This is a genomic window from Bacteroides sp. An322 (assembly GCF_002161765.1).
GTDB lineage: Bacteria > Bacteroidota > Bacteroidia > Bacteroidales > Bacteroidaceae > Phocaeicola > Phocaeicola merdavium.
Map to the genome: position 1 here is coordinate 23,207 of NZ_NFIN01000014.1, position 26,275 is coordinate 49,481.

Here is a 26,275-nt window from a genome sequence, read left to right on the forward strand (position 1 = left end):
AGGTATTGCGCTTCCCGGAGTGCCGCAATACCTACTTTTAGGTAAAAAAAAGATGTTAAATACCTACATGTAGGTAGGGATTCCGTATCTTTGCAGGTGTTTTTTATTTTTAAAGGGAAAGTGACATGGAAGAAGAACATTACCGCCTCGATGGCTTAACCATAAAGGAACATCTGCTCCAATTGGCGGAGCGGGGAAACAAGAAGTTTACCGAAAGCCTGAATCCGGGCGTGGAGCATATATTGGGCATTCGGGTGCCCGACTTGCGCAAATTGGCGGCACGCATTGTCAAAGACGATTGGGAGGCTTATCTCGATACCGCCGATATCTATTACATGGAAGAGCGGATGCTGCAAGGCATGGTGTTGGGCTGCATCCGTCCCGATGCCGATGTCGAAGTCTACCTGCATCGGGTTACTCAGTTTGTGTGGAACATCAATAGTTGGTCGGTGTGCGACACGTTCAAGTTCGGAGGAGGGAAGAAGTTCATCGAGGCGAACAAAGACCGCCTTTGGGAATACCTGAAAACATGGATGCACGCCGAAGGCGAGTACGAAATCCGTTTCGGTGTAGTGATGGCGATGCAGCATTTCATCGATGAAGAACATCTTGACGAACTCTTCTCCCTATACGACGGCATCCGCCACGAAGGCTATTACGTGCGGATGGCGGTGGCATGGGCATTGTCGGTCTGCTTCGTGAAGTTCCCCGAACGGACCTTAGCGTATCTGAAACAAAATTCTTTAGATAAATTTACTTATAATAAGGCGTTGCAAAAGATAACGGAGTCCTATCGGGTAGATGCTGCCACGAAGGAAGTGATACGGGCAATGAAGCGGTAATTTGGATAAGGCAGGCGGCTGCTTTGACGGATGTGGTAAGCTGCATAGTTGGAGCCGTTTAATTGCGTAAAGAGTCCCGTCCAGTCAGGACTGCTGTCCTAACAGGTCAGGATTGCAGTCCTAGTAGGCTCAGGACTGCAGTCCTGGTAGTATGGGACTGAGGGAGGACTCGGATGTCTCGGACTAGGCAGTTATTTGGCTTTGTAGAAGCAATAATATGTTTTCATTTATTCGTGATGATACGGGCTGTTGTTCAGAATGCTCATTGCCCGGTAAAGCTGCTCTGTGAAGATGAGGCGTATCATCTGATGTGAGAAAGTCATTTTTGATAGTGAAATCTTTTCTTGCGCCGCCCCGTATACGGCAGGCGAGAATCCGTAGGGACCACCGATGATGAACACAAGCCGTTTGACCGAGTGCATTTTCCGTTCTATCCATGCGGCGAACTCTATGGAACGGAATTCTTTGCCATGCTCGTCAAGTAATACGGGTACATCACCCGGCTGGAGGGCTTTCAGGATCAGTTCGCCTTCTTTTTCTTTTTGCTGCTCTTCGCTGAGGCTTTTGGTGTTTTTAAGTTCGGGGATGACTTCGATGTCGAACGGGATGTAATGCTTTATGCGCTGTGTGTAATCGTTGATAGCGGCGATGTAGTGTTTTTCTACCGTCTTGCCTACTACTAATAGGGTAAATTTCATATTCGTTAATCGGGTTTTAAATGTTTCCTTTTGCAAAGGTATGAATAAATCCGTACCTTTGCCGCAAAATGAACATATAAATAAAATAAGGTATTATGGATGAAAAAATAGTTAAGGACTTAATCGACCGTTTGATTGATTTGTCGTTCGCGGAAGATATAGGTGATGGCGACCACACCACTTTGTCGTGTATCCCCGCTGATGCAATGGGAAAATCGAAGTTATTGATTAAAGAAGAAGGTATTCTGGCAGGCATTGAAGTGGCAAAGGAAGTGTTCCGCCGTTTTGACCCGACTTTGCAGGTAGAAGTGTTTATGAATGACGGTACGCATGTGAAACCGGGAGATGTGCCGATGGTGGTATCGGGTAAGGTGCAGTCGCTTTTGCAGACCGAACGCCTGATGCTGAACATCATGCAGCGCATGAGTGGCATCGCTACGATGACCCATAAGTATGTAGAACGTCTGCAAGGTACGAAAACCCGTGTATTGGATACACGCAAGACCACTCCGGGTATGCGTATCTTGGAAAAAATGGCGGTAAAGATTGGCGGAGGAGTGAATCACCGTATCGGTCTGTTCGATATGATTTTGTTGAAAGACAATCATGTGGATTTTGCCGGAGGCATTGATAAAGCCATCCAGCGTGCGAAGGAATATTGCAAGACGAAGGGCAAGGACTTGAAAATAGAAATCGAGGTGCGTAACTTGGACGAATTGCAACAGGTGCTTGATTTGGGTGGTGTAGACCGTATCATGCTAGATAACTTTACGCCCGAAAAAACACGCCAGGCGGTAGAAATGGTAGGCGGACGTTATGAGATAGAATCATCGGGAGGCATTACTTTTGATACACTTCGCGACTATGCTGAATGTGGGGTGGATTTCATTTCGGTGGGAGCGTTGACCCATTCGGTGAAAGGTCTCGACATGAGCTTTAAGGCATGCTGATTGAAGTTCGCCACAGATGACGTGATTTATTAAAATAATGAAGAAAGGAGGGTATCTCAGCATGAAATGATTTAATGAAAGTAAGATTTTTCATTGAGATACCTTCTTGTTAAAAATAGAATTGTTATGAAATGTAACTTGATGATAAGAGGAATGTTGATGATTGCTTTATGTTTTGCTTTTTGCGGAACAGGTAAGGCTCAAGATTGGGAGTCAATTATTTCAGGTGTAGCTAAAGCTGTAACAGAAGGTAAGACGGGTACAGCCACTTCGATAGAAGGTACGTGGAAATACGTCGGTTCGGATTGTAAATTTACCAGTGATAATTTGTTGGCTAAGGCTGGAGGCGAGGTCGCTTCGAAAAAAGTAGAGGAGAAGATGACTGATATTTTGGCTAAGTTGGGATTTACTGAGGGATGTACTTATACATTTAATGCTGACAGTACATATACTTCAACGGTCAAGGGGCGGACTACGCAAGGTACATACACTTATAATGCTGAGACAAAAGAATTGCAGTTGAAAACTCGTTTGGGGATAAAGTTCAATGCGGTTGTTTCACAAAATGTGTTGACGCCGAAGAAAATGAGTTTGCTTTTTAAAGCCGATAAAGTCATGTCTTTGATTCAGACAATTGGGGAAGCATTGGAAAGTAAATCGTCTAATTCAGCATTGAGTACGGCAAATTCTTTGTTGAATGAATACGATGGCTTGCAATTAGGTTTTGCCTTGGAGAAGCAGTAAAGCTTTGGATAGTTAATAGTTGATAGTTAATAGTTAATGTCTATTTTCACTTTTCACTATTAATTGTTAACTATCAACTATCAATTATCAACTAAATAAGATTATTTCTTTTTTCTGTCCGGTTTCAATAAGTGGCGGTGAAATTTCATTTCTGCCCGCTGAATGTCATATATTTTTTTAGAGGAAAGAAATTTTTTGTATTTCCGTACGTATTCTAAGTCAAGTTGGTCGGTAGTGATTCTTGCTTGAATCAATGCTTCTACAATGCTGGCGTATTCTTCTTCGCTCAGGTTTCCTTGTTTCCCTTTTCTTATTTCTTGCCATGCTTCACGGTTATATGCACTTTTTTTGTCTTGCAGTTCGAAATAGAGTGGGAAGAACTCTTTGGCTTCTTGTTGTGTCAGTTTGGCATTTTCAGTAATAAAAGCTTCCTGACGGGCACGGAATTCTTCTTTGCTTAATTTGTTTTTCTGTGCTTGGGCGTATGTGCAAAAGCAGGTGAAAAGAATCAGAATCGAAAATAGTTTTTTCATTGGTTCGTTTTTTTTAGTTATAAATGCTTGCGTCAGCATCTGTCAAATATTGGTATAATTCGTAATCGTCCATCATTGTTTGGTCTACGATGGATTCGATGTATTCATCAGACATATCAGAAAGGTTGCCCATATCGCTTTCTTCCTGTGTTTCACCGATAAAAGTGCGTATGGTAAACATTAGCCCAACAAACATGGCTGCCATATAGACCCATGGCTTTACGCGGTCCCATAGCTTGATTTGGGGAAGCGGTGTGGTTTCTTTTTCGGGCAGTTGGTTCATCAGTTCTTCTGCGAAGTGGTCGAAATACCCTTCGGGTACGGTGAACGGATTTTTTTTCCCGTATTTCTTTTGCAGTTCAAGGTCGTTTCTTTTCATCGTATCATCCTCCTTCCTTTGTTTATTAGATTGAAATTGGGGAATAAGGTTTAATCGTGTTGGCTTAAAAATTCTTCTATTTTTTTCACGGCATGATGATAAGAGGCTTTTAGCGCACCTACGCTGGTGCCTAGGATATCAGACATGTCTTCGTATTTCATTTCCTGAAAATATTTTAGGTTAAACACAATGCGTTGCTTTTCCGGTAAAGTCTGTATGGCTTTTTCAAAAAGCAGTTGAGTCTGGTCTCCATCAAAATAGGGGTCGCTTTCCAATTTGTTGAGGGCTGCCGATTCTGCTTCGTCCAGCGACAACTGGTTGATGGCCCGTTGTTTGTTCAGGAAGTTTAGTGATTCATTCAGGGCGATGCGGTAGAGCCAAGTGGAAAGGCGTGCTTCTCCCCGGAAGTATTCCAGATTGCTCCACGCTTTGATAAATGTATTTTGCAAGAGATCGTTTGTGTCATCGTGAGAAAGTACCATACGTCTGATTTGCCAATACAGTTGCTCACTGTAGTGCCGCACGACTTTACCGAACGCTTCCCGTTGGAGTTGTGGTTCTTGTAACTGACTGATAATTTCTTCCTCGTTATAGTTATTCATAATGGATATGCTTGTATAGATATTTAGATAAAATGAAGTGCTACCGTTTAAATGGGATAAGTTTTTTTAACCTGCCTATATGGTCAGTTGCAGATTCTCTTGTGCCAAGACCGTATGGGGAAATATTTCTTGCGCTTCTAGTAAAAGTTGTTTTTCGTCTTCATATCGTGCGGAAAAATGTCCGATGACCAATCGTTTCACCTGGGCATCGCATGCGATTTGTGCAGCTTGGCGGGCTGTCGAATGTTGTGTTTGTTTGGCACGTACTAAGTCAGAGTCGGCAAATGTCGCTTCATGGTAAAGAAGGTCTGCCCCGTGTATTTGTTCAATGATGCGGGGACAATAGGCTGTATCCGAACAATAGGCGTATATGCGTGGAGGGGCAGAAGGAATAGTTAACCAACTGTTGGGTATAGTTTTCCCTTCTTCTGTAATGAAATCTTCCCCTTCTTTTATACGGTTAATCATCCAGATAGGGATATGATAGAAATCAATCATATCCCTTCGGATGTGGTTAAGAGTCGGTTTCTCACGGAATAAGAATCCGCATGTAGGCATCCGGTGACGCAAAGGGATAGTCTCTACCGAAACCGAACGGTCGTCATAAATGACCATTTGTGCTTTCGGGTCGAACGGATGAAACAAGACTTGATAACTCATTCCTTTGCAGAAATAATCGATTTGGGTTTGCAGCAGATTTACTAAGTCCGGATGGCTATAGATATGCAAGTCGGCGGTACGTTCCAACATGCCGAAAGTGGAAATTAGTCCGATAAGTCCGAAACAATGGTCGCCGTGCAAATGAGAGATAAAGATATGGTTTAGCCGGCTGAATTTCAAGCGAGACCGTCGTAATTGCACTTGTGTCCCTTCGCCGCAATCTATCATAAATAGCTTTTCACGCACATTGACAACTTGTGAAGTGGCTTGGTGCCGCATAGTCGGTAAAGCTGATCCGCATCCCAAAATATGTAATTCGAATTTTTCCATAAATAAATGGGGAATTCTTCATCCTTTCATTTACTATTTGTATTTCTGTAAAAGCCCGTTTGCAACTTCATCTCCTAGGTCTACAGCTTTCTGAAGGTTGGCAATGCCTTTCTCTTTTTCCTTATTCTGAATTTGTGCATAGCCTAACATGCGGTAGGCAGGAGCATTTTCAGCATCCATTTCGACTGCTTGGGTCAAAGCTTTGATTGCTTCGTCCAATTGGTTGACTCTCAAGTGTACGCTTCCTTTTTCCATCCAGAAAACGACATTCTTAGGCTCTAGTTCCACGGCTTTGTTGATGTCATCAATAGCTTGTTTATACATGCGGCATTTTAATTCTGCCTGTGAACGGATGAGGTAAAATTCGGCAGAAGTTTGCCCTAACATGGCATCGTAGAATTCATTATAATCGCTCACCGCTCCGCGATAGTCTTCGCTATCAGCTTTTACTCGTGCTCGCTCATATAAATAAGGTGCAGCGTCTTTTCCATAAGGTTGGGCATAGCGTACGACTGCACTGTCAAGCAAAGCGATGACTTCTTTTTTATCAGTGCCTTCTGTTAGTTCTTTGGCTTTTGCAGCGGCGTAAAAACTTGCGGCAGAAGCCAGATTGGTTTTGTTTACGGTATCGTATGCTGTAAAAGCTTCGGCATATTTTTGCATGGCAAAATAAATATCGCCTTGTGTTTGGTAGTAGATAGGTTCTTGTGCAAATGTCAATGCTTGGTTTATTTCGTTTAAGGCATAGTCGAAATTCCAATTCGCGTAGGGTTCTTTGTCGCCCAAGCTTAATTGATATGAATAAATCAGCTTAGCTATATTATAATGGGCGTCTCCTTTGTCTTCTGCTATATCTACCATTTTTTTCAAATCTTGTTCTGCTAATGCATAGTGGGAATCATCTCCAAAATCGATATAGCATGTGGCGCGGCGCAGATATCCTTCTGTTGTATTGGGATACGAGGCGATAAATTCATTCAACAGTTCCAGGTATTGGTTCCGTTCGTAAACGCTTGAAGCCATATACAGGTAAACCAATGCTTGAGATTCGTCTTCGGGAAGTCCTTTTTTTATACCGATAGAGTTGAGTGCCATATCATTGACAGATAATGCACTGATAGTTAAATCTGTCAGGTAACGGATTCCGATGGCATAACTGTTTTTATTTTCCGGTTCGTTGTTCTTCTGTATCATGCCTACAACTTGTCCTTCTGTATTCATGATGGGGCAGCTTATTGTCTTTTCGCTGGTCTGCATGTTCAAGGTATAGTAATATGACTGTTCGCCGATTGTGTCCACTTTGGCAACGGTTCCGGATTGTCCTTTTGTGTCTTTCTGGGTAGAGTAGGGGACTAAATAGACGGTCTGGCCTACACCGGAAGCTACGGATGCGGGTTGGAGCGCTTCTGCCTTTTTATCGAATTCAGCCTTGAATTTTACTACATCATACATGTCATTGGCTCCCATGATGTATTTTACAGGGAGTTCTTTTCCGTTAGCAGTTACGATAACTGCCCGTTCCGCTCCTTTAAAAAGCGTATAATCGGAAATGGCGGTACCGGTTTCATCGATGTAGAAACCATTTCCTGTATTCAGGATTTGATTGTCTTTCGTATAAGTGATAATGGAAAATACAGCCTTTCTGGCTTTGTCTGCCCATTTAGGAAGCTCTTGTGCAGCAAGAGTGATGAAGGGCATCATGCAAGCTAAAATAGTTATTATTTTTTTCATGTAGGTTGAAGTTTAAGTAGATTATTGTTCGATGTCGGAAGTGAATCCGCGTTGTTCTATGGCTTTATAGATTAAGATTCCTGCTGCTACTGATACGTTCAGGGATTCAATGTTTCCGAAGAGCGGTATTTTGATCCATTCATCGCAGAGGGACAGATGTTCGTAAGGGACTCCTGTATCCTCTGCTCCCATGATGATGCAGGTTGGTGAATGATAGTCGGCTTTTGTATAGTCATAGTCGCCTTTTTCAGTTGCGGCTACGATTTTGAATCCGCTGTCTTTCAAGAAACGGATCGTTTGGGTCAGATTGTTCTCACGGCATACAGGAAGGGTATGCAGGGCACCTGCCGAAGTCTTGATAGCATCGGCATTTACGCTGACACTGTTTTTTGAAGGGATAATAATGGCATCTACACCGGCACATTCGCAGGTACGGGCGATAGCTCCGAAATTGCGAACATCCGTTATTCCGTCCAGCAAGATGAACAAAGGATTCTTGCCTTGTTCGAAGAGGAATGGGACAAGGTCTTCAGTCCGTTGGTAAGTAATGGGTGACACAAATGCCACTACTCCTTGATGATTTTTGCGGGTAATGCGGTCAATGCGTTCTACCGGAACCCGTTGGACTGGGATGAAAGTATGTTTTAATGCAGCAAACAGGTCTTTTGCCAATTCGCTTTGCATATCTTTTTTTATTAATACTTTATCTATTTCTTTTCCGGCTTCAATGGCTTCGATAACGGCTCTTATTCCGAATATCATTTCGTTTTTTTCTATCATAAATCTTTCTTTTTGTATTAATTGGGGTTTTCAAGCAAGGCACGTGCATTGTTCAATGCGGCTTCAGTCAATGTGCTTCCGCTTAGCATGTGGGCTATTTCGTGTATCCGTTCATCGGGGACCAGCTTGCGGATATAGCTGTTTGTGCCTGTTTCTGTATCTTCTTTGTATACTTTATAATGGGTTGTGCCCCGTGCCGCGATTTGTGGCAAATGAGTGATGCTGATGACTTGCCGGTTTTGGCGTCCCATGTCGCGCATAATCAATGCCATTTTTTCGGCTATCGAGCCGGATACACCTGTATCAATTTCATCGAAGATGATAGTCGGCAATTTGACGGCTCCGGCTATCATGGCTTTCAGTGAGAGCATGACACGGGCTATTTCCCCTCCTGAAGCTATGGAGGCTACATTTTGCAATGTCCCGTTCTTGTTGGCTGAGAATAAGAAAGTCACATTGTCCGTGCCGTTGGCATCGGGTTCTTTGCGTTGTTCCATTGCTACGGCAAAACGCACGTTGGGCATACCTAGCGGGACAAGCAGCTTTTTCATTTGTTCTTCGATGTGGCGTGCCGAGTCGGTACGCATACGGGTCAGTGTGGCGGCTTCCTCCAATACCTTATCATATAAGTTGTCTTTCAGGCTACGGAGTTCGGCTATCCGGTCATCATAAGAAGCGATATCGTTCAATTGTTTCCGGTAGTTATTTGCCAAGTCAATCAATGCTTCTATGCTGTCTGCCCGGTGCTTTTGTTGCAGATTATAAATCAGGTTCAGCCGTTGGTTTACATAGTCCAGCCGTTCCGGATTAAATTCCACTTCATCTTCTGCCGAGGATAAATCGTGGGCAATGTCTTTCAGTTCGATATAGCAGCTTTGAAGACGTTCCGTCCATTCAGATGCAGAGGTGTAGACCTTTGAGATGCCTTGCAGTGTTTGGATACATTCTTTGGTTTGTGAAAGAATGCCGTTCGCTTCTGCATTGTCTATCAATTGCCCTGCCCGGTATAGTCCGGCTTTAATGTCTTCGGCATGGCTAAGGGTTTCGGCTTCTTGTTCCAGTCCGTTCTGTTCTCCTTCTTTTAATTCTGCTTCTTCCAGTTGTTCCAGTTGGAAACGCAGATAGTCTTCATCTTGCCTGCTTTTTTCGGCTTGTCCGATTAGCGTATCAAGTTCTTTACATGTGTTTTTATATTGGGTGTAAACTTGTTTATAGGCAGCCAGTTGTTTTTCGTCTTGTGCCAGAATATCCAAAATGTTCAGTTGGAATCCTTCTTTGTTTAAGAGCAGGTTTTGGTGCTGGCTGTGTATGTCTATCAGTTTTTCGCCCAACGCTTTCGTCTGTGCTAACGATGCAGGGCTGTCATTGATGAACGCACGGCTTTTTCCGTTTGCGTATACTTCCCGTCTCAAAATGCATTCTTCCGGGTCGTATTCTAAGTCGAGTTCATTGAAGAAGGCTTCCATGCCGTACGATGCTATTCCGAAACGGGCTTCTACAATGCATTTCGATGCTCCGTTTTTTATGGCTTTTACGTCTGCACGTTGCCCCAATAGCAATCCGATGGCTCCCAGGATAATTGATTTTCCAGCCCCGGTTTCGCCGGTAATGACGGAGAAACCAGGCATGAAATCAATATCCAGTTTGTCGATTAACGCATAATTCTGTATATGAATGGATTGTAACATACGCTTGTCTCTGGTTATGCCATGATTGCGGCAAGTTTGTCAATAATGTCTTTTGCCACTTCTTTCTTGTCTTTCAACGGATAAGGCGTGCATCCCGTTTCATCGACAATCGTTATTTTATTGGTATCGCAACGGAATCCGGCACCTTTGTCATTCAATGAATTTAACACGATAAAGTCGAAATTCTTCCGTTTGCGCTTTTCTTGGGCATGTGCAAGTTCATCATTGGTTTCCAATGCAAAACCTATCAGGCGTTGTTGGGGATGCTTGGCTTGTCCCAAGGCAGCGGCAATATCATGAGTCGGCTTCAACTTAATGGTCAAATCGTCTTTTTCTCGTTTGATTTTATGAGAGGCTACAATTTCTGGTGTAAAATCGGCTACGGCTGCACATAAAATGCCTGCATCGCAATCCGGATAAAACTCCATTGCAGCGCGGTACATTTCTTCCGCACTTTCCACATTGATGCGCCGGATGGCAGGATGTTGCGTCTGGAGGTTGACCGGACCGCTTATCAAGGTCACTTCAGCCCCTCTTTCTGCACAATTCTCGGCTAATGCATATCCCATTTTGCCTGAAGAATAATTGCCGATGAAGCGTACCGGGTCAATCTTTTCATAGGTCGGTCCTGCTGTTATCAGGATTTTCTTGCCTTTCAAGTCTTCTTTTCGGGCAAAGAAATCTTCCAGTACTTCCACTATCTTTTCCGGTTCTTCCATTCTGCCTTTGCCCACCAAGTGGCTTGCCAGTTCGCCCGAAGCCGGTTCGATGATGTGATTGCCATACGAACGGAGGATATCCAAATTGTGTTGGGTAGAGGGATGGGCAAACATGTCCAAGTCCATAGCCGGAGCAACGAATACCGGTGCTTTCATCGACAAGTAGGTCGTGACCAGCATGTTATCGGCTATGCCGTGTGCCATTTTTCCGATAGTGGAAGCCGTGGCAGGAGCGATGAGCATGGCATCTGCCCATAAACCCAAGTCTACGTGGCTATGCCAAGTGCCGTCCCGCTGGGCGAAAAATTCACTGATGACCGGCTTGCTGGTCAGTGCCGACAGGGTGATGGGCGTAATGAATTCTTTTCCGGCAGGGGTGATGACAATTTGCACTTCAGCTCCTTTCTTGATGAGTAAGCGGGTCAGCACCGCCGCTTTATAAGCCGCAATGCTTCCCGTAATGCCTAATACGATTTTCTTGCCTTTCATGTTTTATTTTACCAATCCGCTTTCGCGCAATCTGATTTTAGTCAATACGTTTTTAGTGTTCAGTGTGAAATCACCGTTCATAATCCAGCCGAAATAGCCTTGGTCGCGTTTCAGCACTTCCGCTACCGGCATGCCTTTGTATTTTCCGAAGTTGAATACTTCAGTTCCGTTGTCATCGTAAACGATACGGCCTGCGAAGTCTACATTTTTGCTGTATGTCGAATACTCGGAAAGGAAAGCCACGTCGTTCTGTAACGTGTCCGGATAATGGTCGAGTTGGGCTTTCAGCACTTCGTAAGTAGCCCGTGTGTCGGCTTCTGCAGTATGTGCGTCTTCCAGGTTTTTCCCGCAATAGAACTTATAGGCAGCCGATAGGGTGCGCTGTTCCAGTTTGTGGTAAATCACCTGAACATCAATAAACTTGCGCTTGCTCAAGTCGATGTCTATGCCTGCACGCAAGAATTCTTCCACCAGCACCGGCACATCGAAGCGGTTGGAGTTGAATCCGGCGATGTCTGCCCCTTCGATGGATTTAGCCAGTTCTTTCGCTATTTGCTTGAAAGTGGGGCAGTCTGCTACGTCTTCATCGTGGATGCCATGGATAGCGGTAGAGGCTTCGGGTATGTGCATTTCCGGATTGATGCGCATGGTCTTGCTTTCCTCGTTTCCATTCGGATACACTTTCAGATAGCAGATTTCTACAATGCGGTCGGTATTGATGTTGGTTCCGGTGGTTTCCAAATCGAAGAAAACCAGCGGATTTTTCAAATTCAGTTTCATGTTATTTCTTTTGGTAATGCGAGAACCACGAATGGTTTAACGCTCAATTCTCAATTTTTAATTTTCAATTTTCAATATCTTAGTCGTTCAGCATCATAGGCATCAGCAGCATCAGCAGGTCTTCGTTTTCTTCTTGTTCTTCCGGAACAATGACTCCTGCGCGTGAAGGGTCTGCTAATTCGAGGACAACATTGGTTGCAGAAATGTTATTCAGAATGTCTATCAGGAACGACGACTTGAAACCGATATTCATGGGATTGCCTTCATATTGGCAGATGAGGGTTTCTTCTGCCGAGGTCGAGAAGTCAATGTCTTGTCCGGATATTGTAAGCTGGTTTTCCGACAAGTTCAGCTTAATCAGGCTGCTTGCCTGGGATGAAAATACGGACACACGCCGCAAGGCACTAATCAGTGAAGTGCGGTCGAGGGTGGCTTTATGCGGGTTGTTTTGGGGAATCACCGAATTATAGTTCGGGTAGCGTCCTTCTATCAGCCTGCATATCATTTGGTAGTTTTCCAGTGTGAACATGGCATTCCGGTCATCGAAGCCGATTTGTACATCTCCTTGTTCTTTGGTCAGCAGGTTCTTCAGGAGGTTAGCGGGCTTCTTGGGCAAAATAAAGGCTGCTTTTTCAGTGCCGTGGGCTGCGTAGGTCTTGTTGCGTACCAGTTTATGTCCGTCCGATGCTACCATGGTGATGTCTTCGGGAGTGATATCGAAATAAATACCGTTCATAACCGGACGAAGCTCGTCGTCGGCGGTCGCGAAAATGCATCGGTTCACCCCTCCCAGCAAGGTTTCGGCTGATAGGGTCAGTTGTACGGCATTAGCTCCTAATGCCTGAGGCTGAGGATATTCATCGGCATTCTGCCCCATCAGGTTGTATTGTCCGTTTTGGTATTGGACGGTGATTTCCAGGTTGTCTAAGTTTATTTGGAATGCCAAGGGCTGTTCTGGAATCTCTTTTAACGCTTCCAACAAGGTACGGGATGAAACGGCAAACCGTCCGTCTCCGTCAAATTCGTTTACTTCGATAGAGGTGGAAAGAGTTGTCTCGTTGTCCGAGGCGGTCATGGAAAGTGTGCCGTCGCGCAGCTCCAGCAGGAAGCAGTCGAGGATGGGTAACGAGTTTTTCGAATTGATTACACGGCTGATAGCCTGTAAATGACTGAATAGGCTTGTGCTTGAAACAATAAATTTCATATTGGTATATTTTTATTTTTTATATTTGCAATCGTCAAAAACATTGCCAAAGTTACGAAAAGATTGGCGATGCATCACAAAAAAGAAGCTAAAAAATTAGTTTACTTCTGTAGAAAAGCGTAATTTCGTGACCAAAATTAAAAAAACTATAGATATGGAATTAGCAGGAAAAGTGATTGCCGTACTTCCTCCGAAGAGCGGTACATCAAGAAATGGAAATGAATGGACAGTGCAAGAGTATGTAATCGAAACGCATGACCAATATCCGCGCCGGATGTGTTTCGATGTGTTTGGAGCAGATAAAATACAACAATTCAATATCCAGGTGGGCGAAGAACTGAATGTTTCGTTTGATATTGATGCCCGTGAATGGCAGGGGCGTTGGTTTAATAGTATCCGCGCCTGGAAGGTAGACCGCGTCAGCGCAGACCAGTCGGTCGCTCCCCAACAGCCTCCTTTCCCGCCGGTGAACGCTGCTCCGGCGGCTCCGGTAGATTTCTCTGCTGGCGATGAAAAAGACGACCTTCCTTTCTAAATCTCGGCACTGACAAAAAGGCACATTTGTGCTGACAAAAATGCATACGGCTTCATTGGCTGACGCACTTGGCTTCGTTGGCTGATGAAGCCTGCTTTGTTTGCCATCGAAGCCTGCTTCGTTTAAATAGTTCTAATGCATCGCCTGTTTTTTGCATGTTTTGAAGAAGTTGCTAACTTTGCTACGTTATATATATAAGTAGGGATGTAAAAACATCTAGTTATAATCATTAATTATCCAATTTTATCATGAAAAAGACATTTAGATTTGTGGGGTTAGGGCTGATAGGCTTTTTCCTGTTGTCGTGCAATTCCAAATTGCCGTATCAAGACACCTCTCTTTCGCCAGAGGAGCGTGCCGAAGATTTAGTAGGCAGGCTGACGCTGGAAGAGAAAGTTTCACTTATGCAAAATTCTTCACCGGCGATTCCGAGGCTGGGCATCAAGGCTTACGACTGGTGGAGCGAGGCTCTCCACGGGGTAGGACGTGCCGGACTGGCTACGGTTTTCCCTCAATCCATCGGAATGGCAGCATCGTTCAACGATAGTCTGTTGCTGGAGGTATTTACGGCGGTCAGCGATGAGGCGCGTGCCAAATATGTAGAGTTCGGGAAAGACGGTTCGTCTGAACGGTATCAGGGATTGACTTTCTGGACGCCTAATGTCAATATTTTCCGCGATCCGCGTTGGGGACGCGGGCAAGAGACCTACGGTGAGGACCCTTATCTGAGCAGCCGGATGGGAATCAGCGTCGTGCGTGGATTGCAGGGGCCTGAAGATGAAAAATACGATAAGCTTCATGCATGTGCCAAGCATTTTGCGGTGCATTCGGGACCGGAATGGAATCGTCATATATTTGATGTGGAGAGCGTAGACCCGCGTGACTTGTGGGAAACTTACTTGCCAGCCTTTAAGGCTTTGGTACAGAAGGCGGATGTGAAAGAGGTGATGTGTGCCTACAACCGCTTTGAAGGAGAGCCTTGCTGCGGAAGCACGAAGTTGCTTCAGCAGATTCTCCGCGATGATTGGGGATATGAAGGGATTGTGGTGTCCGATTGTTGGGCAATCAATGACTTTTATACTGAGGGTTATCATCATACCGAGCCGGATGCGGAACATGCTTCGGCTAAGGCGGTAGGAAGTGGTACCGACTTGGAGTGTGGTGAAAGCTATGGTTCGCTGGTAGATGCTGTCAAGCAGGGCTTGATTGATGAAGAGAAAATCAATGTGTCTGTAAAGCGTTTGATGAAAGCCCGTTTTGAGTTGGGCGAAATGGATGAGGACGTTTCGTGGAATGAGATACCTTATAGTGTAGTAGATAGTAAGGAACATCGGGCGTTGGCTTTGAGGATGGCACAGGAAAGCATTGTGTTGTTGAAGAATGCAGGCAATGTGCTTCCGTTGAACAAACAGATGAAAGTGGCATTGGTCGGTCCGAATGCCAATGACAGTATCATGCAATGGGGAAACTATAACGGATTCCCAAGTCAGACTTCTACTTTATTGAAGAGCTTGCAGGCGCAATTCCCCGAAGGACAGTTGATTTATGAGCCTGGGTGTGACCATACTTCTGCTGTGGCATTGCAAAGCTTGTTCCAGCAATGCAGTGCAGACGGGAAGGTTGGGTTTAAGGCTGCTTATTGGAATCAGACTAAGCCGGAAGGTACTCCGGATGTAGAGACTCATGTCGGTACGCCGTTCCGTTTTACCACAGCTGGGGCTATTGTGTTTGCTCCGGGTGTCAATTTGGGCGATTTCTCGGCAGAGTATGAATCTACGTTCCGTCCAGAGAAGAGTGAAGAAGTGGTATTCAGTTTCCAGACCCAAGGCTTTGCCAAATTGTTTGTTGACGGAGAAGAAGTGGCTTCTGCCTTGAATATGAAGAGCAACCGTGTCTATGCATTTCAGGCAGAGGCAGGAAAATCGTATGATATCAAGATACAGTTTGTGGCGACTGAAGGCAATTGTGCTACGCTGAATTTCGATTTCGGGCGTGAAGTGCCGCTTGATTTGCAGGCTTCGGTGGAAAAGGTGAAAGATGCCGATGTGGTTGTATTTGCCGGAGGTATTTCTCCGGGGCTGGAAGGTGAAGAGATGCCGGTCAGCGTACCCGGATTTAAAGGAGGAGACCGTGAGAATATCGAATTGCCTGAAGTGCAAACCCGTTTGCTTTCCGAGTTGAAGAAAGCCGGAAAGAAGATTATATTTGTCAATTTCTCTGGTTCAGCTATGGGGCTGGCTCGCGAAGCAGGAATGTGTGATGCCATTATTCAGGCTTGGTATCCCGGACAGGCTGGAGGTAATGCGGTGGCTTCTGTTCTATTGGGAGATTATAATCCTGCAGGACGTTTGCCGGTTACTTTCTATAAGAGCACCAAGCAATTGCCCGATTTTCTGGATTATTCGATGAAGGGACGTACATACCGCTACATGGATGAGGCTCCGTTATATCCGTTCGGGTATGGATTAAGCTATACGGCGTTCGAATATGGAGAAGCTAAGGCTTCTGCGTTGGAAGTGAAAGAAGGCGAAATTTGTACGTTGACGGTTCCGGTAACAAATGTTGGTGAACGTGACGGAGAAGAAGTGGTACAAGTGTATTTGCGCCGTCCGGGAGATAAGGAAGGGCCAAGCCATGCCTTGCGTGCATTTAAACGTGTGGCTATAAAGAAAGGTGAGACCCGGCAGGTTACTTTCCAATTAGACGATGAAAGTTTTGAATGGTTTGACGAGAATACCAATACGGTTCATCCGCTTTCCGGAGAGTACGAGATTTTGTATGGAGGTTCTTCCGATAGGAAACAATTGAAGGCGGTTAAAGTGAAACGTATCTGAATAGGAAGGACTATGTGATTTAAATTTATAGTGTATAAGTACACAAAGATAAAGGCAGAGGGGCATAGAATGAACCGGAGTAAGGGGAAATGCTCGTCTGCCTTTTATCATATTGTCTGAAAATGACGGCAATAATCTGGTTTTGTTCCTTTTTAGGGTGGAAGATGTTACGGTTTTGTTTCAAGTGTTAATTTGAAAGTAAAGGGCATAAATTGGGGTGATGTCCGATGATTTGGACGATAGTTGACTGTCTATATCAGCTTGTAAGGGAAATATTCGGTAATAAATTGATAGGGAGATGTTTTGTTAACTGCTAATTTTATTAACATAAAGCGGTTAAATCTGCGATAAAAAGCGTATGAAAGTCTTTGTGTTTAAGCAAAAATTGTTATATTTGTTTCTAAATCTTTAATAACACAAAAACAAAGAAGAAACGTATGAGAAAACAGTTGAAACATTTCTTGCTGTTTGCCGTGCTTACGATTTGTTGTACAGCAACGGCGGTAGCTCAGGCTACCCTAAAAGGTACAGTTGTGGATGCGGTCACGAACGAGCCTCTCATCGGGGCGACGGTTGCCGTGAAGGGCACAACTCAAGGTGCGATAACCGATGTAAACGGAGGGTTTACATTGAAAATTTCCAAGTCGGGAGTAACGGTTGTCTTCTCTTATATCGGTTATAAAGAGAAGACGATGGAGATTACTCAAAAAGGAGAAGTCGACTTGGGCGTTGTGGGAATGGACCACGATACGCAGATGTTGCAGGATGTTGTAATTACATCTTCTGTCGCTATCGCCCGCAAAACGCCGGTAGCCGTGTCCAGCGTAAGTATGGACTTCATTGAAGAAAAACTCGGTACGCAGGAATTCCCTGAAATCTTGAAATCTACTCCGGGCGTGCATGCCAACAAGGAAGGCGGAGGTTATGGCGACTCGGAAATCTACATGCGCGGGTTCGGCAACGAAAACATTGCCGTGATGGTGAACGGCGTGCCGATGAACGACATGGAATGGGGAGGTATTTATTGGTCGAACTGGGCTGGATTGACCGATGTGACCCGCACCATGCAGACTCAGCGTGGTTTGGGTGCCTCGAAGGTTTCGGCTCCTTCGGTAGGAGGTACCATTAACATCGTGACCCGCGGGCTGGATAGTGAAAAGGGCGGAACGGTCGCTTATTCGATGGGCAACGACGGCATGAATAAGATGTTGTTCAGCGTTTCTACCGGTGTGTCGAAGAGCGGTTGGGCAATGACGTTGCTTGGTGCACGCACGTGGGGTAACGGATATGTGCAAGGAACTGATTTCGAAGGCTATAATTACTTCCTGAACATCTCGAAGCGTCTGAACGATGCGCACCAGTTGTCGCTTACGGCTTTCGGTGCTCCGCAAAAGCACTACCAGCGTGACGGCGCGTTGACTATCGCCGACTGGCAACGCATGGAGAAGGTATATGGCGTGAAGAATTACAAGTATAATTCCACTTACGGATTCGATAACAACGGGGAGCGTCAGAGCGCGGAATACAACGTATATCACAAGCCGCAAATCAGCTTGAACCACCAGTGGCAAATCGATGAGAAATCATCATTGAGTACCGTGGCATACGTGTCTATCGGACGCGGGTACGGCAATTCGGGACAAGGAAACGAGGACTACGGCTATTCGTACCGTGACTGGAACGGCGCTTATTACGGCGAATTGCAGACCAAGTTCCGCAAGGCGGACGGCACGTTCGACTATGGAGCCATCGAAGACATCAATGCCGCGAGCGAATACGGTTCCATGTTGGTGATGAGCCAGTCGAAGAACTATCATAACTGGTACGGATTGCTCTCGACTTACACCACCAAGTTCGGTGAATACTTCGATTTCTACGGAGGTGTCGACTTCCGTTATTATAAAGGTACGCATACCAATGAAATATCAGACTTGTTCGGCGGGCAATACTTTATGGACTCTACCCGCGGCGATGTGCAGGCGGCTAACAATATTAACGCGGCTAATCCGGCATGGAGATACCAGAAATTAGGCGTGGGCGATGTGGTTTACCGCGACTATGACGGACACGTATTGCAGGAAGGTGCTTTCTTCCAAACTGAATTCAACAAAGACAAGCTTTCGGCTTTCGTAGCCGGTTCGTTGTCGAACACTACGTATTGGCGTTACGACCGCTTCTATTACGACAAGGCTCATGCCAAATCGGACAAAGTCAGCTTCTTAGGCTTTACGGCAAAGGGAGGTGCCAACTACAACATCACCGACAATCACAATGTATTCTTTAATTTAGGTTATATCAGCCGTGCGCCGAAATTCTCTTACGGCGCTTTCATGCAGGCTACTACCAGCCATGCCATTAATAAGGATGCCAAGAACGAAAAAGTCTTGTCGTTCGAGTTGGGTTACGGTTTCCGCAACGAATGGCTGAGCGCGAACCTGAACGCTTATTGGACAAAATGGCTGGACAAGACCATGACCAAGAGCGGCACATTGGATAATCAAATGGAATATTACATGAACATGACCGGTGTAAATGCGTTGCATAAAGGTATTGAATTGGATATGAAAATCACTCCGCTGAGCTGGCTGGAACTGACCGGTATGTTCTCGTTGGGTGATTGGAAATGGGATAGCAATGCTACAGGATATGCATACGATGCGCATGGAAACGCCTTGACCTCGGAAGGAACGACCACTACGGTAGGAGCAGCCGACCATGCCAACGCGAAAATCAACCTGAAAGGCGTGCGCGTGGGAGGTTCGGCACAGACCACCGCGGCTATCGGCGCAACCTTCAAGATAGGCAAATCCATCCGTGTGGGTGCCGACTGGACGTATTACGGACGTAACTATGCTTACTATTCCCTGTCGGGAAGCAACCTGTCATTGGGCAGGGAAGTGTCGGTGCTCGACCCGTGGAAGATTCCTGCGGCAAGCCAGTTCGACCTGAATGCTTCTTACCGCTTCAAGATCGGCAAGCTGAATGCCATTCTTTCCGGAAACGTGAACAACCTGTTGGATTACCAGTATATCTCGAAGGCGTTCAATCCGAACACGCTTTCTTCTTCTACCTTGCAGGAAGCTACAGCCGAGAACATTTACTGCTATTACGCTTTTGGGCGTACGTATAGCTTGAGACTGAGAGTAAACTTCTAACCCCTAAATTAAAGAAACGCAGTATATGAAAAAGATAATACTCATGTCGACCGTATTGCTGGCAGGTTTGTCGGCGTGCGAAGATTACAACGACCAGTTCAATATCGATTATGACATAACCGATATCAAGACAGGTGTCACTATCCAGCTGGCTTCTTCCGATTATGGGACCATTGCCGGAATGGAGGCGAACAAGGAGCTTGCCTTGTCGAAAGACCCGGAAGGGCAATCGTATGTAACGGCTTTGGAAGCTATTGGCGAGAACAAGTATTTTGCCGATGCAACGGAAGCCGAATGGTATTTGCCCGCCTTTATCGATTACAAATATCCCAATGCTGATACAGGCTCGCGCATCTCGGTGCAATATAATATGTACAGAGGCCAGTCGGGTTATCTGGCCGATTTCAAGAAGATTTCGGATTACACACTGACCAATAACGATTACCGTAGCGTATGGAACGGGACTTCTACCGCTACTTATCTGTCTCCCTCTACGCTGAGACAAATCCCGTCGGTACTGGAATCCAGAATGGAAAATCCGCAAGAAGGAGATATGGTAGCCGTGAACTATGCTTACTCGGAGTTCGAGCCCGGTGCGGGAGGCGGTGTCATTCCGGTAGTGTATCAGCAGGTTAATACCTTCGACGGAGAAGCCGGAAATTACGTCATTGCGGCTAAAGCCAACGATGGCAGTTATTATCCGTTCGGCAAGCTGGATGACCCGAGTAAACCTTATGGATATATCTATCCCGATGCGATTACCGTGACCGATGGCATTATTTCTTCGGATAACGGTTCAGAGCAGGTTGTTACGATCGAAGAAGGTTCGGAAGGCTATACGTTGTTGAATAGCTACATGCAGTACATCTACATGGACGAGACACACGATAATTTTAACTTTACGACTTCTTTACCAACGGAAGGCGGAGAATGGTCGTTTGAGTCGAACGGAGACGGCACGTTTAAGCTGAAGAATATCGAAAGGGACAAGACCGTAAAACTGACTCTTTATGACGATTCGTATAGCTACGGAAGCTATGCAGCTTCGCGCTACACGTATGTGGAGGATGCGATGAAGGAAGAAAGCAAATTGTTTGCTGTTAAAAACATTACTGTTCCTGAAGATCTGTCTGCTGTATGGTCTCATGATGCCTCATACGGTTATTATAAAGCGACAGGATATGATGATGCAAATAAGAAAAACTTGGCAGCCGAAAGCTGGTTTGTGTCTTCCGAAATCGACTTGTCGGAAGCGCAGAATCCAGTACTGAACTTTGATTTTGCTTTCAATTTCTTGAATGGGAACAATGCGGCTGATTTCATGCAACTGAAAGTCTCTACTGATTATACCGGTGATGTACAGGCAACTACGTGGACAGATTTAGCTTATGATGGTTCTCGATTTAACCGTTGGGATTTCATCGCTCAAAGCGTAGACCTGGCGCAGTTTGCAGGGAAAAAGATTACCTTGGCATTCGCTTACAAGAGCACTGACCAGTGTGCGCCTACCGCCGAAATCAAGAATCTGGCGATTGTAAACGGACAATACTGGGATGTATGTCTCTTCAAGGAAGTGCCTGAATCGGAAATCGCCGCTCAGATGCTGAAGATGAGCCGTGCATCGGGCGCATACGCCAATACGGCTGCCCTCTATGTCTATCGTGAAGGCGCATGGAGCGAATATGCGAATGAAGACGCGAATGTCGTAGTTGCCGACCCTGCGCTTTATGCGGACTTGGGTGCCGATTATGTATCGAAACCGGCGAATGTATTCCCCATCTATTTGGTTCAGAAGTTCCCGTTCGCAGCTAAGGGCGAGAAGGCGGTTGTGGTTTATCGGACAGATGCCGAGGGCACGATGGCTGTAACGGAATATACGTATGACGCGGGTTGGAGCGCATCGCAGATTTATTCTGCCCGCACCACTACGTTCGAAAAGACCGCCGAGGGTTATGTAGCTATGGCGGGCACATACCTCAATGAAAGTTTGGTTGGCGATGAAGGCGGATTCGTTATCCAAGACATTTCGATGCAAGGCGTAAATTATGTATGGAAGAACGACGCTACGTACGGCTGGAAAGCTTCGGCTTACTATAATAACACGAACTATCCGGCGGAAAGCTGGCTGGTATCTCCTACTGTAGATTTGTCGGAAGCCATGGCTCCGCAATTATCGTTCGAAGAGGCACACCGCTATTTGAATGGTGAAGCGTTGACCGACCACTTCCTGATTAAGATTTCTACCGACTATGTAGACAATGTAGAGTCTTGTACCTGGGAAGACTTGACTTATGATGAAACTCAATGGTCTGACGGACAGACATGGGATTTCTATCCCGTAGGTCCGTATGACTTGAGTGCCTACGTAGGTCAGACTATCCGCATCGCCTTTGTTTACATCAGCAATTCGACGGCTGCTCCTACATGGGAGTTCAAGAATATTGTGGTGAACGAGGCTGAATAAGGTTTTAATTAAATAATAGTATAAAGAAACGCAGATTTTCGCAGATTTACGCAGATTAAATTAATATTTAAATCCGCGTTAATCTGCGTTTTAATTTTACATCTATGAAGCAGATTTTAAGTATTTACATGTTGCTCCTCGGCTGGATGGCTACAGGATGTAGTGACAATGAGGCGATAATTATAGAGAATGAGATCACACAAGAAGGGGCGGTCACACTTGTGTTGAAAGGATATGAAAGTGCATCGGAAGGCTTTTCTATTTGCCAGCCCGAAGGGTTCACTTATCCGTTTTACATTCAAGACCAAACTTTCCATGGCGATACCTATTGGTTCGTGAGGAGTGATGCCGGACGCTTGGATGCTATGCAGGATATTCCGGTGCAGGAAAGCGGTTGGCAACAATCTATCGACATTGAGGAAGAATCCGCTTATTGGGCATGGTGTATGGGTGCCGACCGTTATCGTTTCCTGAAGTTCCGGGTATTGGATATCGAAGGGAATAACGTAACCATCGAATATGTAGAGGAAGATGCTCCGGCAGGAAATTTGAACGCCAATACCGGAGACGCTTATCTCACGGAATACGAAATGCCTTGTTTGAATGATTCGAATGTCTTTGTCGCCCATGATGTTACGGTGGATGGCAAGCAGATATTGAATTATGCCTTGGAATGGAATGCCGCAAAGAGACATGCCAACTGGGTAGCTTTCTCGTTCGATAAAACCACCTCAGCTGATGAAGTATCGCGCACCGATGCGTGGGCGGTAGATCCGGGATTGCCTTCGGACATGCAGACCGAAGAAGCCGACCACAAGAGCGACGGTTTCGATAAAGGACACTTATGCGCTTCGGAAGACCGGGTATATGTAAAGGAAGCAAACGAACAGACCTTCTATTATAGTAATATGTCTCCCCAATTGAATGATTTCAACGGTGGCTTTTGGCGGGAACTGGAAGCACAAGTGCAGGCATGGGGACGCTCTACCGCATCGGGAACGTATGATAAGGTATATGTGGCAAAGGGTGGAACATTGAATGATTTATTAGTGAATTTCACCGGAACAAAGGTGCAAGGCGGTACGCCTACCACCGACGCCAATGGTTTCACGATACACGGATTGGCATGTCCTGCCTCTTATTTCATGGCTATATTGGCTCAAAAAGGAAATGAGTTTCATGCGATAGCTTTCCTCGTTCCGCATCAGGAAGGCTTGGCACGCAATCCGAAAGCCGAAGATTTGCAACGCTATGTGGTATCGGTAGACGAATTGGAACGGAAAACCGGCATTGATTTCTTCTGCAACTTGGATGATGCCGTAGAGAATCAAGTGGAAGCGGAAGCGGTGATAAACGATTGGAAATGGTAATTTTTAATAGAACGCAAAGACGCAAAAACGCAGCGCACCTTTGTCTGCTAAAAAATAAAAACTTTGCGCTTTTGCGTCTCTGCGTTTGAGACTCCTAAAAATATGTATAGAAGAATCGGATTAATGGTGCTTTTAGTCTTACTCGTTGTAGTAGGCAATGCACAAAACAAGAAAGGAAAACTCTACGGAGTGGCGTTTTATAATTTGGAGAATCTATTTGATACCGTTCACGATGAAGGAAAGAACGATTACGAATACTTGCCCGACGGGCGGAATAAATGGGACGAAAAGAAATACCAGTCGAAGTTGGAACATATATCGACGGTATTGAGTCTCTTGGCTACGGATAAGGTGTCCGAAGGGGCAGCGGTAATCGGCATGGCGGAAGTAGAAAACCGCCGGGTGTTGGAAGACTTGCTGAAGCAACCGGCTTTGGCAGGGCGGGGATATCAGATTATCCATTACGAAGGTCCGGACGAGCGGGGCATCGATTGTGCCATGTTCTACAATCCGGAGCTTTATCAAGTGACATCTACCAAATTGGTTCCTTATCAGCTTGCTAATCCTACAGACCGTCCCACACGTGGCTTCTTGATAGCGGATGGGAAAATGGCTGGTGAACGGATTGCCTTTATCGTGAATCATTGGCCCTCACGTGGTGCGGAATCTCCTGCCCGTGAACGTGCCGGAATGCAAGTGCGTGCCTTGAAAGATTCGTTGCAACGCTTGGACTCGAAAATCAAGATTGTCATTATGGGAGATATGAACGATGACCCGATGGACAAAAGCATGGCGGAATCATTAGGCGCGAAACGTTACGCAAAGGATGTGAAAAAGAAAGAATTATATAATCCGTGGTGGAATACGTTAGCCGAAGGAGACGGAACCCTGAAATACCGTGGCAAATGGAATCTTTTCGACCAAATTGTGTTTACAGGGAATTTCTTAAACCGCCGTCCGCGCAAGCTGACTTACGAGAGCCACGAGATATTCAAGCGTGACTATTTGTTTCAGACCGATGGCAAATATGCCGGCTATCCCAACCGTACCCAAGCCGGAGGACGCTGGTTGAACGGATATAGCGACCATCTTCCTACGGTGGTTTATTTCATTAAGCGGTGATTGGATGATATAAACGCAGATTTCCGCAAATTATAATTTAAATATTAATTCAAATCCGCGTTAATCTGCGAAAATCTGCGTTTCTTCATACTTCGCTTAATGTACATTTGATTATACAAAATACCCGGCTTCATAACGAAACCGGGTATTTTTATAAGTAATAAAAGAATGTTTATGCTTCTGCCGGAGCTTCAGTAGCTTCTTCTGCAGGTGCTTCTTCAGCATTTGCAGCGGCTTCTGCTTCAGCTTTAGCTGCAGCTTCAGCGGCTTTCTTATCAGCTACTTTCTTCGCAATTTCTTCGTTTACTTTCTTTTCTGCTTCCAGACGTTCTTTAGCAGCAGCTTTCTTGGCTTCTTCTTCTTTTGCTCTTTGTGCTTCTAAGCCGGCTTGTTTGTTTTCTTTCCAAGCGTTGAAGCGAGCTTCAGCTGTAGCTTCATCGAATGCGCCTTTAGCAACGCCTCCCATCAAGTGTTTCTTCATGTAAACACCTTCGCGAGACAAAATGTTGCGTACAGTGTCTGTAGGTTGTGCACCTACCATAACCCAGTACATTGCACGGTCGAAATTCAAATCTACTGTGGCAGGATTGGTGTTCGGGTTGTAAGTACCCACTTTTTCAATAAATCTACCATCACGTGGTGCTCTTGAATCTGCGATAACGATTGAGTAGAACGCATATCCTTTACGTCCTCTTCTTTGCAATCTGATTTTTGTTGCCATTTTGTTGTTCTTTAATTAATGATTAATGATTTGAATTATGCTAATATCCCGTATTAGCGGGTGCAAAGGTAATGGTTTTTATTTGATTCGCAAAGAATTATTACTTATTTATTTCCCGCAACCATTTTTCCAGTTCGCCGGTCCATTGGCGTTTGTAGATGAAATTGTCGCGGAATCCCCAGCCGTGTCCGCCGATGGGATAGGTGTGCAGGCTGGCAGATACACCATTTTTCACCAATGCCATGTAGTAGTTTACGCTATTGGCTACAGGAACGACACCGTCATCGCTGCTGTGCATGATGAAGGCTTGAGGCGTCTCTGGAGTGACTTGCAATTCGTTCGAATACTTCTGTTCGAGTTCCTTTGATGGATTCTTGCCTAACAGGTTATCGTGCGAGCCCATGTGAGTATAAGTCGGGTCCATAGTGACGACCGGATAGAAAAGGATTTGGAAGTCGGGACGGGTCTCAGCGTCTGTAAAATGGGTGGCGGCTGTACTTGCCAGATGTCCGCCGGCAGAGGCTCCCATGATGCCCAGCTTCCGGATGTTCCATTCTTTGGCGTGCTGGCGCATGATGCGCAAGGCTTGTTGGGCATCGCTCAGGGGCACTTCATTGTTTCCGTTGGGCATGCGGTAGGTCAGGACGGCATACGTGATACCTTGGCTGTTGAACCAGCTTGCCATGTCGTGTCCTTCGTGTGCCATAGCGAGATGTCCGTATCCGCCGCCCGGGCACATGACGATTGCCAATCCGTTGCTTTCTTTAGCGGGATAGACTTCGATGGTCGGTTCTGCCACATAGAGCGGTCCGTTTTCCACTTGCCCGGTCATGCCGTTATCATTGGGCGCGCCGTTTTGCCATAACTTGATTTTGATAGGTTCCTGCGCCGAGAGCAGCGTAGAAACGAAGAGTAAACTCATTAATGCTAACTTTTTCATGGTAA

Annotated in this window: 22 protein-coding genes; 9 read left to right on the forward strand and 13 right to left on the reverse strand. The window is 45.5% G+C overall.

Annotated elements, in window-relative coordinates; all coding sequences use genetic code 11:
- The first annotated feature begins 125 nt into the window (after window positions 1–125).
- Window positions 126–842, forward strand: a complete 717-nt coding sequence (locus tag B5F91_RS08765; protein ID WP_087428716.1) for a DNA alkylation repair protein — start codon at window positions 126–128, stop codon at window positions 840–842.
- 227 nt (window positions 843–1,069) lie between these two features.
- On the opposite strand, the gene rlmH is transcribed toward B5F91_RS08765, so the two are convergent.
- Window positions 1,070–1,540 carry a 23S rRNA (pseudouridine(1915)-N(3))-methyltransferase RlmH gene (rlmH, locus tag B5F91_RS08770; protein ID WP_087428717.1) on the reverse strand — a complete coding sequence of 157 codons (471 nt, stop codon included), beginning with the start codon at window positions 1,538–1,540 and terminating at the stop codon, window positions 1,070–1,072.
- 95 nt (window positions 1,541–1,635) lie between these two features.
- On the opposite strand from rlmH, the gene nadC reads away from it, so the two are divergent.
- Both nadC and B5F91_RS08780 read left to right on the forward strand, forming a co-directional pair.
- Window positions 1,636–2,490: a carboxylating nicotinate-nucleotide diphosphorylase gene (gene nadC, locus B5F91_RS08775; protein WP_087428718.1), complete on the forward strand. Its 855-nt coding sequence runs from the start codon at window positions 1,636–1,638 to the stop codon at window positions 2,488–2,490.
- A 126-nt stretch (window positions 2,491–2,616) separates the two neighbouring features.
- Window positions 2,617–3,234 (forward strand): DUF4923 family protein, encoded by a 618-nt coding sequence (locus tag B5F91_RS08780; RefSeq protein WP_087428719.1) that lies wholly within the window; start codon window positions 2,617–2,619, stop codon window positions 3,232–3,234.
- A gap of 101 nt (window positions 3,235–3,335) precedes the next feature.
- On the opposite strand, the gene B5F91_RS08785 is transcribed toward B5F91_RS08780, so the two are convergent.
- From B5F91_RS08785 to dnaN, 10 genes are all read right to left on the reverse strand, one after another.
- A complete protein-coding gene (locus B5F91_RS08785; RefSeq protein ID WP_087428720.1) occupies window positions 3,336–3,767 on the reverse strand; it encodes a hypothetical protein in 432 nt (143 codons plus the stop codon).
- Between the two features lie 13 nt (window positions 3,768–3,780).
- A complete protein-coding gene (locus B5F91_RS08790; RefSeq protein WP_087428721.1) occupies window positions 3,781–4,146 on the reverse strand; it encodes a hypothetical protein in 366 nt (121 codons plus the stop codon).
- 50 nt (window positions 4,147–4,196) lie between these two features.
- Entirely contained in the window at window positions 4,197–4,748 is a 552-nt protein-coding gene (locus B5F91_RS08795; RefSeq protein WP_087428722.1) for a sigma-70 family RNA polymerase sigma factor, read from the reverse strand.
- 75 nt (window positions 4,749–4,823) lie between these two features.
- A complete protein-coding gene (locus B5F91_RS08800) occupies window positions 4,824–5,738 on the reverse strand; it encodes a ribonuclease Z (protein ID WP_087428723.1) in 915 nt (304 codons plus the stop codon).
- Between the two features lie 33 nt (window positions 5,739–5,771).
- Window positions 5,772–7,469: a serine protease gene (locus tag B5F91_RS08805; protein WP_087428724.1), complete on the reverse strand. Its 1,698-nt coding sequence runs from the start codon at window positions 7,467–7,469 to the stop codon at window positions 5,772–5,774.
- 21 nt (window positions 7,470–7,490) lie between these two features.
- Entirely contained in the window at window positions 7,491–8,249 is a 759-nt protein-coding gene (rlmB, locus tag B5F91_RS08810) for a 23S rRNA (guanosine(2251)-2'-O)-methyltransferase RlmB (RefSeq protein ID WP_087428725.1), read from the reverse strand.
- 17 nt (window positions 8,250–8,266) lie between these two features.
- Window positions 8,267–9,937, reverse strand: a complete 1,671-nt coding sequence (gene recN, locus B5F91_RS08815; RefSeq protein ID WP_087428726.1) for a DNA repair protein RecN — start codon at window positions 9,935–9,937, stop codon at window positions 8,267–8,269.
- A 14-nt stretch (window positions 9,938–9,951) separates the two neighbouring features.
- Window positions 9,952–11,145 carry a bifunctional phosphopantothenoylcysteine decarboxylase/phosphopantothenate--cysteine ligase CoaBC gene (gene coaBC, locus B5F91_RS08820; protein ID WP_087428727.1) on the reverse strand — a complete coding sequence of 398 codons (1,194 nt, stop codon included), beginning with the start codon at window positions 11,143–11,145 and terminating at the stop codon, window positions 9,952–9,954.
- Window positions 11,146–11,148: 3 nt separating this feature from the next.
- Window positions 11,149–11,925: a 3'-5' exonuclease gene (locus B5F91_RS08825; protein WP_087428728.1), complete on the reverse strand. Its 777-nt coding sequence runs from the start codon at window positions 11,923–11,925 to the stop codon at window positions 11,149–11,151.
- Between the two features lie 79 nt (window positions 11,926–12,004).
- The gene (gene dnaN, locus B5F91_RS08830; RefSeq protein ID WP_087428729.1) at window positions 12,005–13,129 is read right to left on the reverse strand and encodes a DNA polymerase III subunit beta; all 1,125 of its coding nucleotides are present in this window, start codon (window positions 13,127–13,129) and stop codon (window positions 12,005–12,007) included.
- A 154-nt stretch (window positions 13,130–13,283) separates the two neighbouring features.
- Between dnaN and B5F91_RS08835 the strand changes: the two genes are divergently transcribed.
- The 6 genes from B5F91_RS08835 to B5F91_RS08860 all read left to right on the forward strand — a co-directional run bounded on the left by B5F91_RS08835 (window position 13,284) and on the right by B5F91_RS08860 (window position 24,609).
- Window positions 13,284–13,664, forward strand: coding sequence for a DUF3127 domain-containing protein (locus B5F91_RS08835; protein WP_087428771.1), 381 nt, complete (start codon window positions 13,284–13,286; stop codon window positions 13,662–13,664).
- Between the two features lie 248 nt (window positions 13,665–13,912).
- On the forward strand, window positions 13,913–16,498 hold the full coding sequence (gene xyl3A, locus B5F91_RS08840; protein WP_087428730.1) for a xylan 1,4-beta-xylosidase: 2,586 nt from the start codon (window positions 13,913–13,915) through the stop codon (window positions 16,496–16,498).
- A 437-nt stretch (window positions 16,499–16,935) separates the two neighbouring features.
- A complete protein-coding gene (locus tag B5F91_RS08845; RefSeq protein ID WP_087428731.1) occupies window positions 16,936–19,653 on the forward strand; it encodes a TonB-dependent receptor in 2,718 nt (905 codons plus the stop codon).
- Between the two features lie 25 nt (window positions 19,654–19,678).
- Complete coding sequence (locus B5F91_RS08850; RefSeq protein ID WP_087428732.1) at window positions 19,679–22,117, forward strand: choice-of-anchor J domain-containing protein; 2,439 nt, start codon at window positions 19,679–19,681, stop codon at window positions 22,115–22,117.
- A 104-nt stretch (window positions 22,118–22,221) separates the two neighbouring features.
- A complete protein-coding gene (locus B5F91_RS08855; protein WP_087428733.1) occupies window positions 22,222–23,487 on the forward strand; it encodes a DNA/RNA non-specific endonuclease in 1,266 nt (421 codons plus the stop codon).
- A 102-nt stretch (window positions 23,488–23,589) separates the two neighbouring features.
- Window positions 23,590–24,609 (forward strand): endonuclease/exonuclease/phosphatase family protein, encoded by a 1,020-nt coding sequence (locus B5F91_RS08860; protein ID WP_087428734.1) that lies wholly within the window; start codon window positions 23,590–23,592, stop codon window positions 24,607–24,609.
- 172 nt (window positions 24,610–24,781) lie between these two features.
- On the opposite strand, the gene B5F91_RS08865 is transcribed toward B5F91_RS08860, so the two are convergent.
- Complete coding sequence (locus B5F91_RS08865) at window positions 24,782–25,330, reverse strand: 30S ribosomal protein S16 (RefSeq protein WP_087428735.1); 549 nt, start codon at window positions 25,328–25,330, stop codon at window positions 24,782–24,784.
- A 100-nt stretch (window positions 25,331–25,430) separates the two neighbouring features.
- Window positions 25,431–26,270 (reverse strand): alpha/beta hydrolase, encoded by an 840-nt coding sequence (locus tag B5F91_RS08870; RefSeq protein ID WP_087428736.1) that lies wholly within the window; start codon window positions 26,268–26,270, stop codon window positions 25,431–25,433.
- Between the last annotated feature and the right edge of the window lie 5 nt (window positions 26,271–26,275).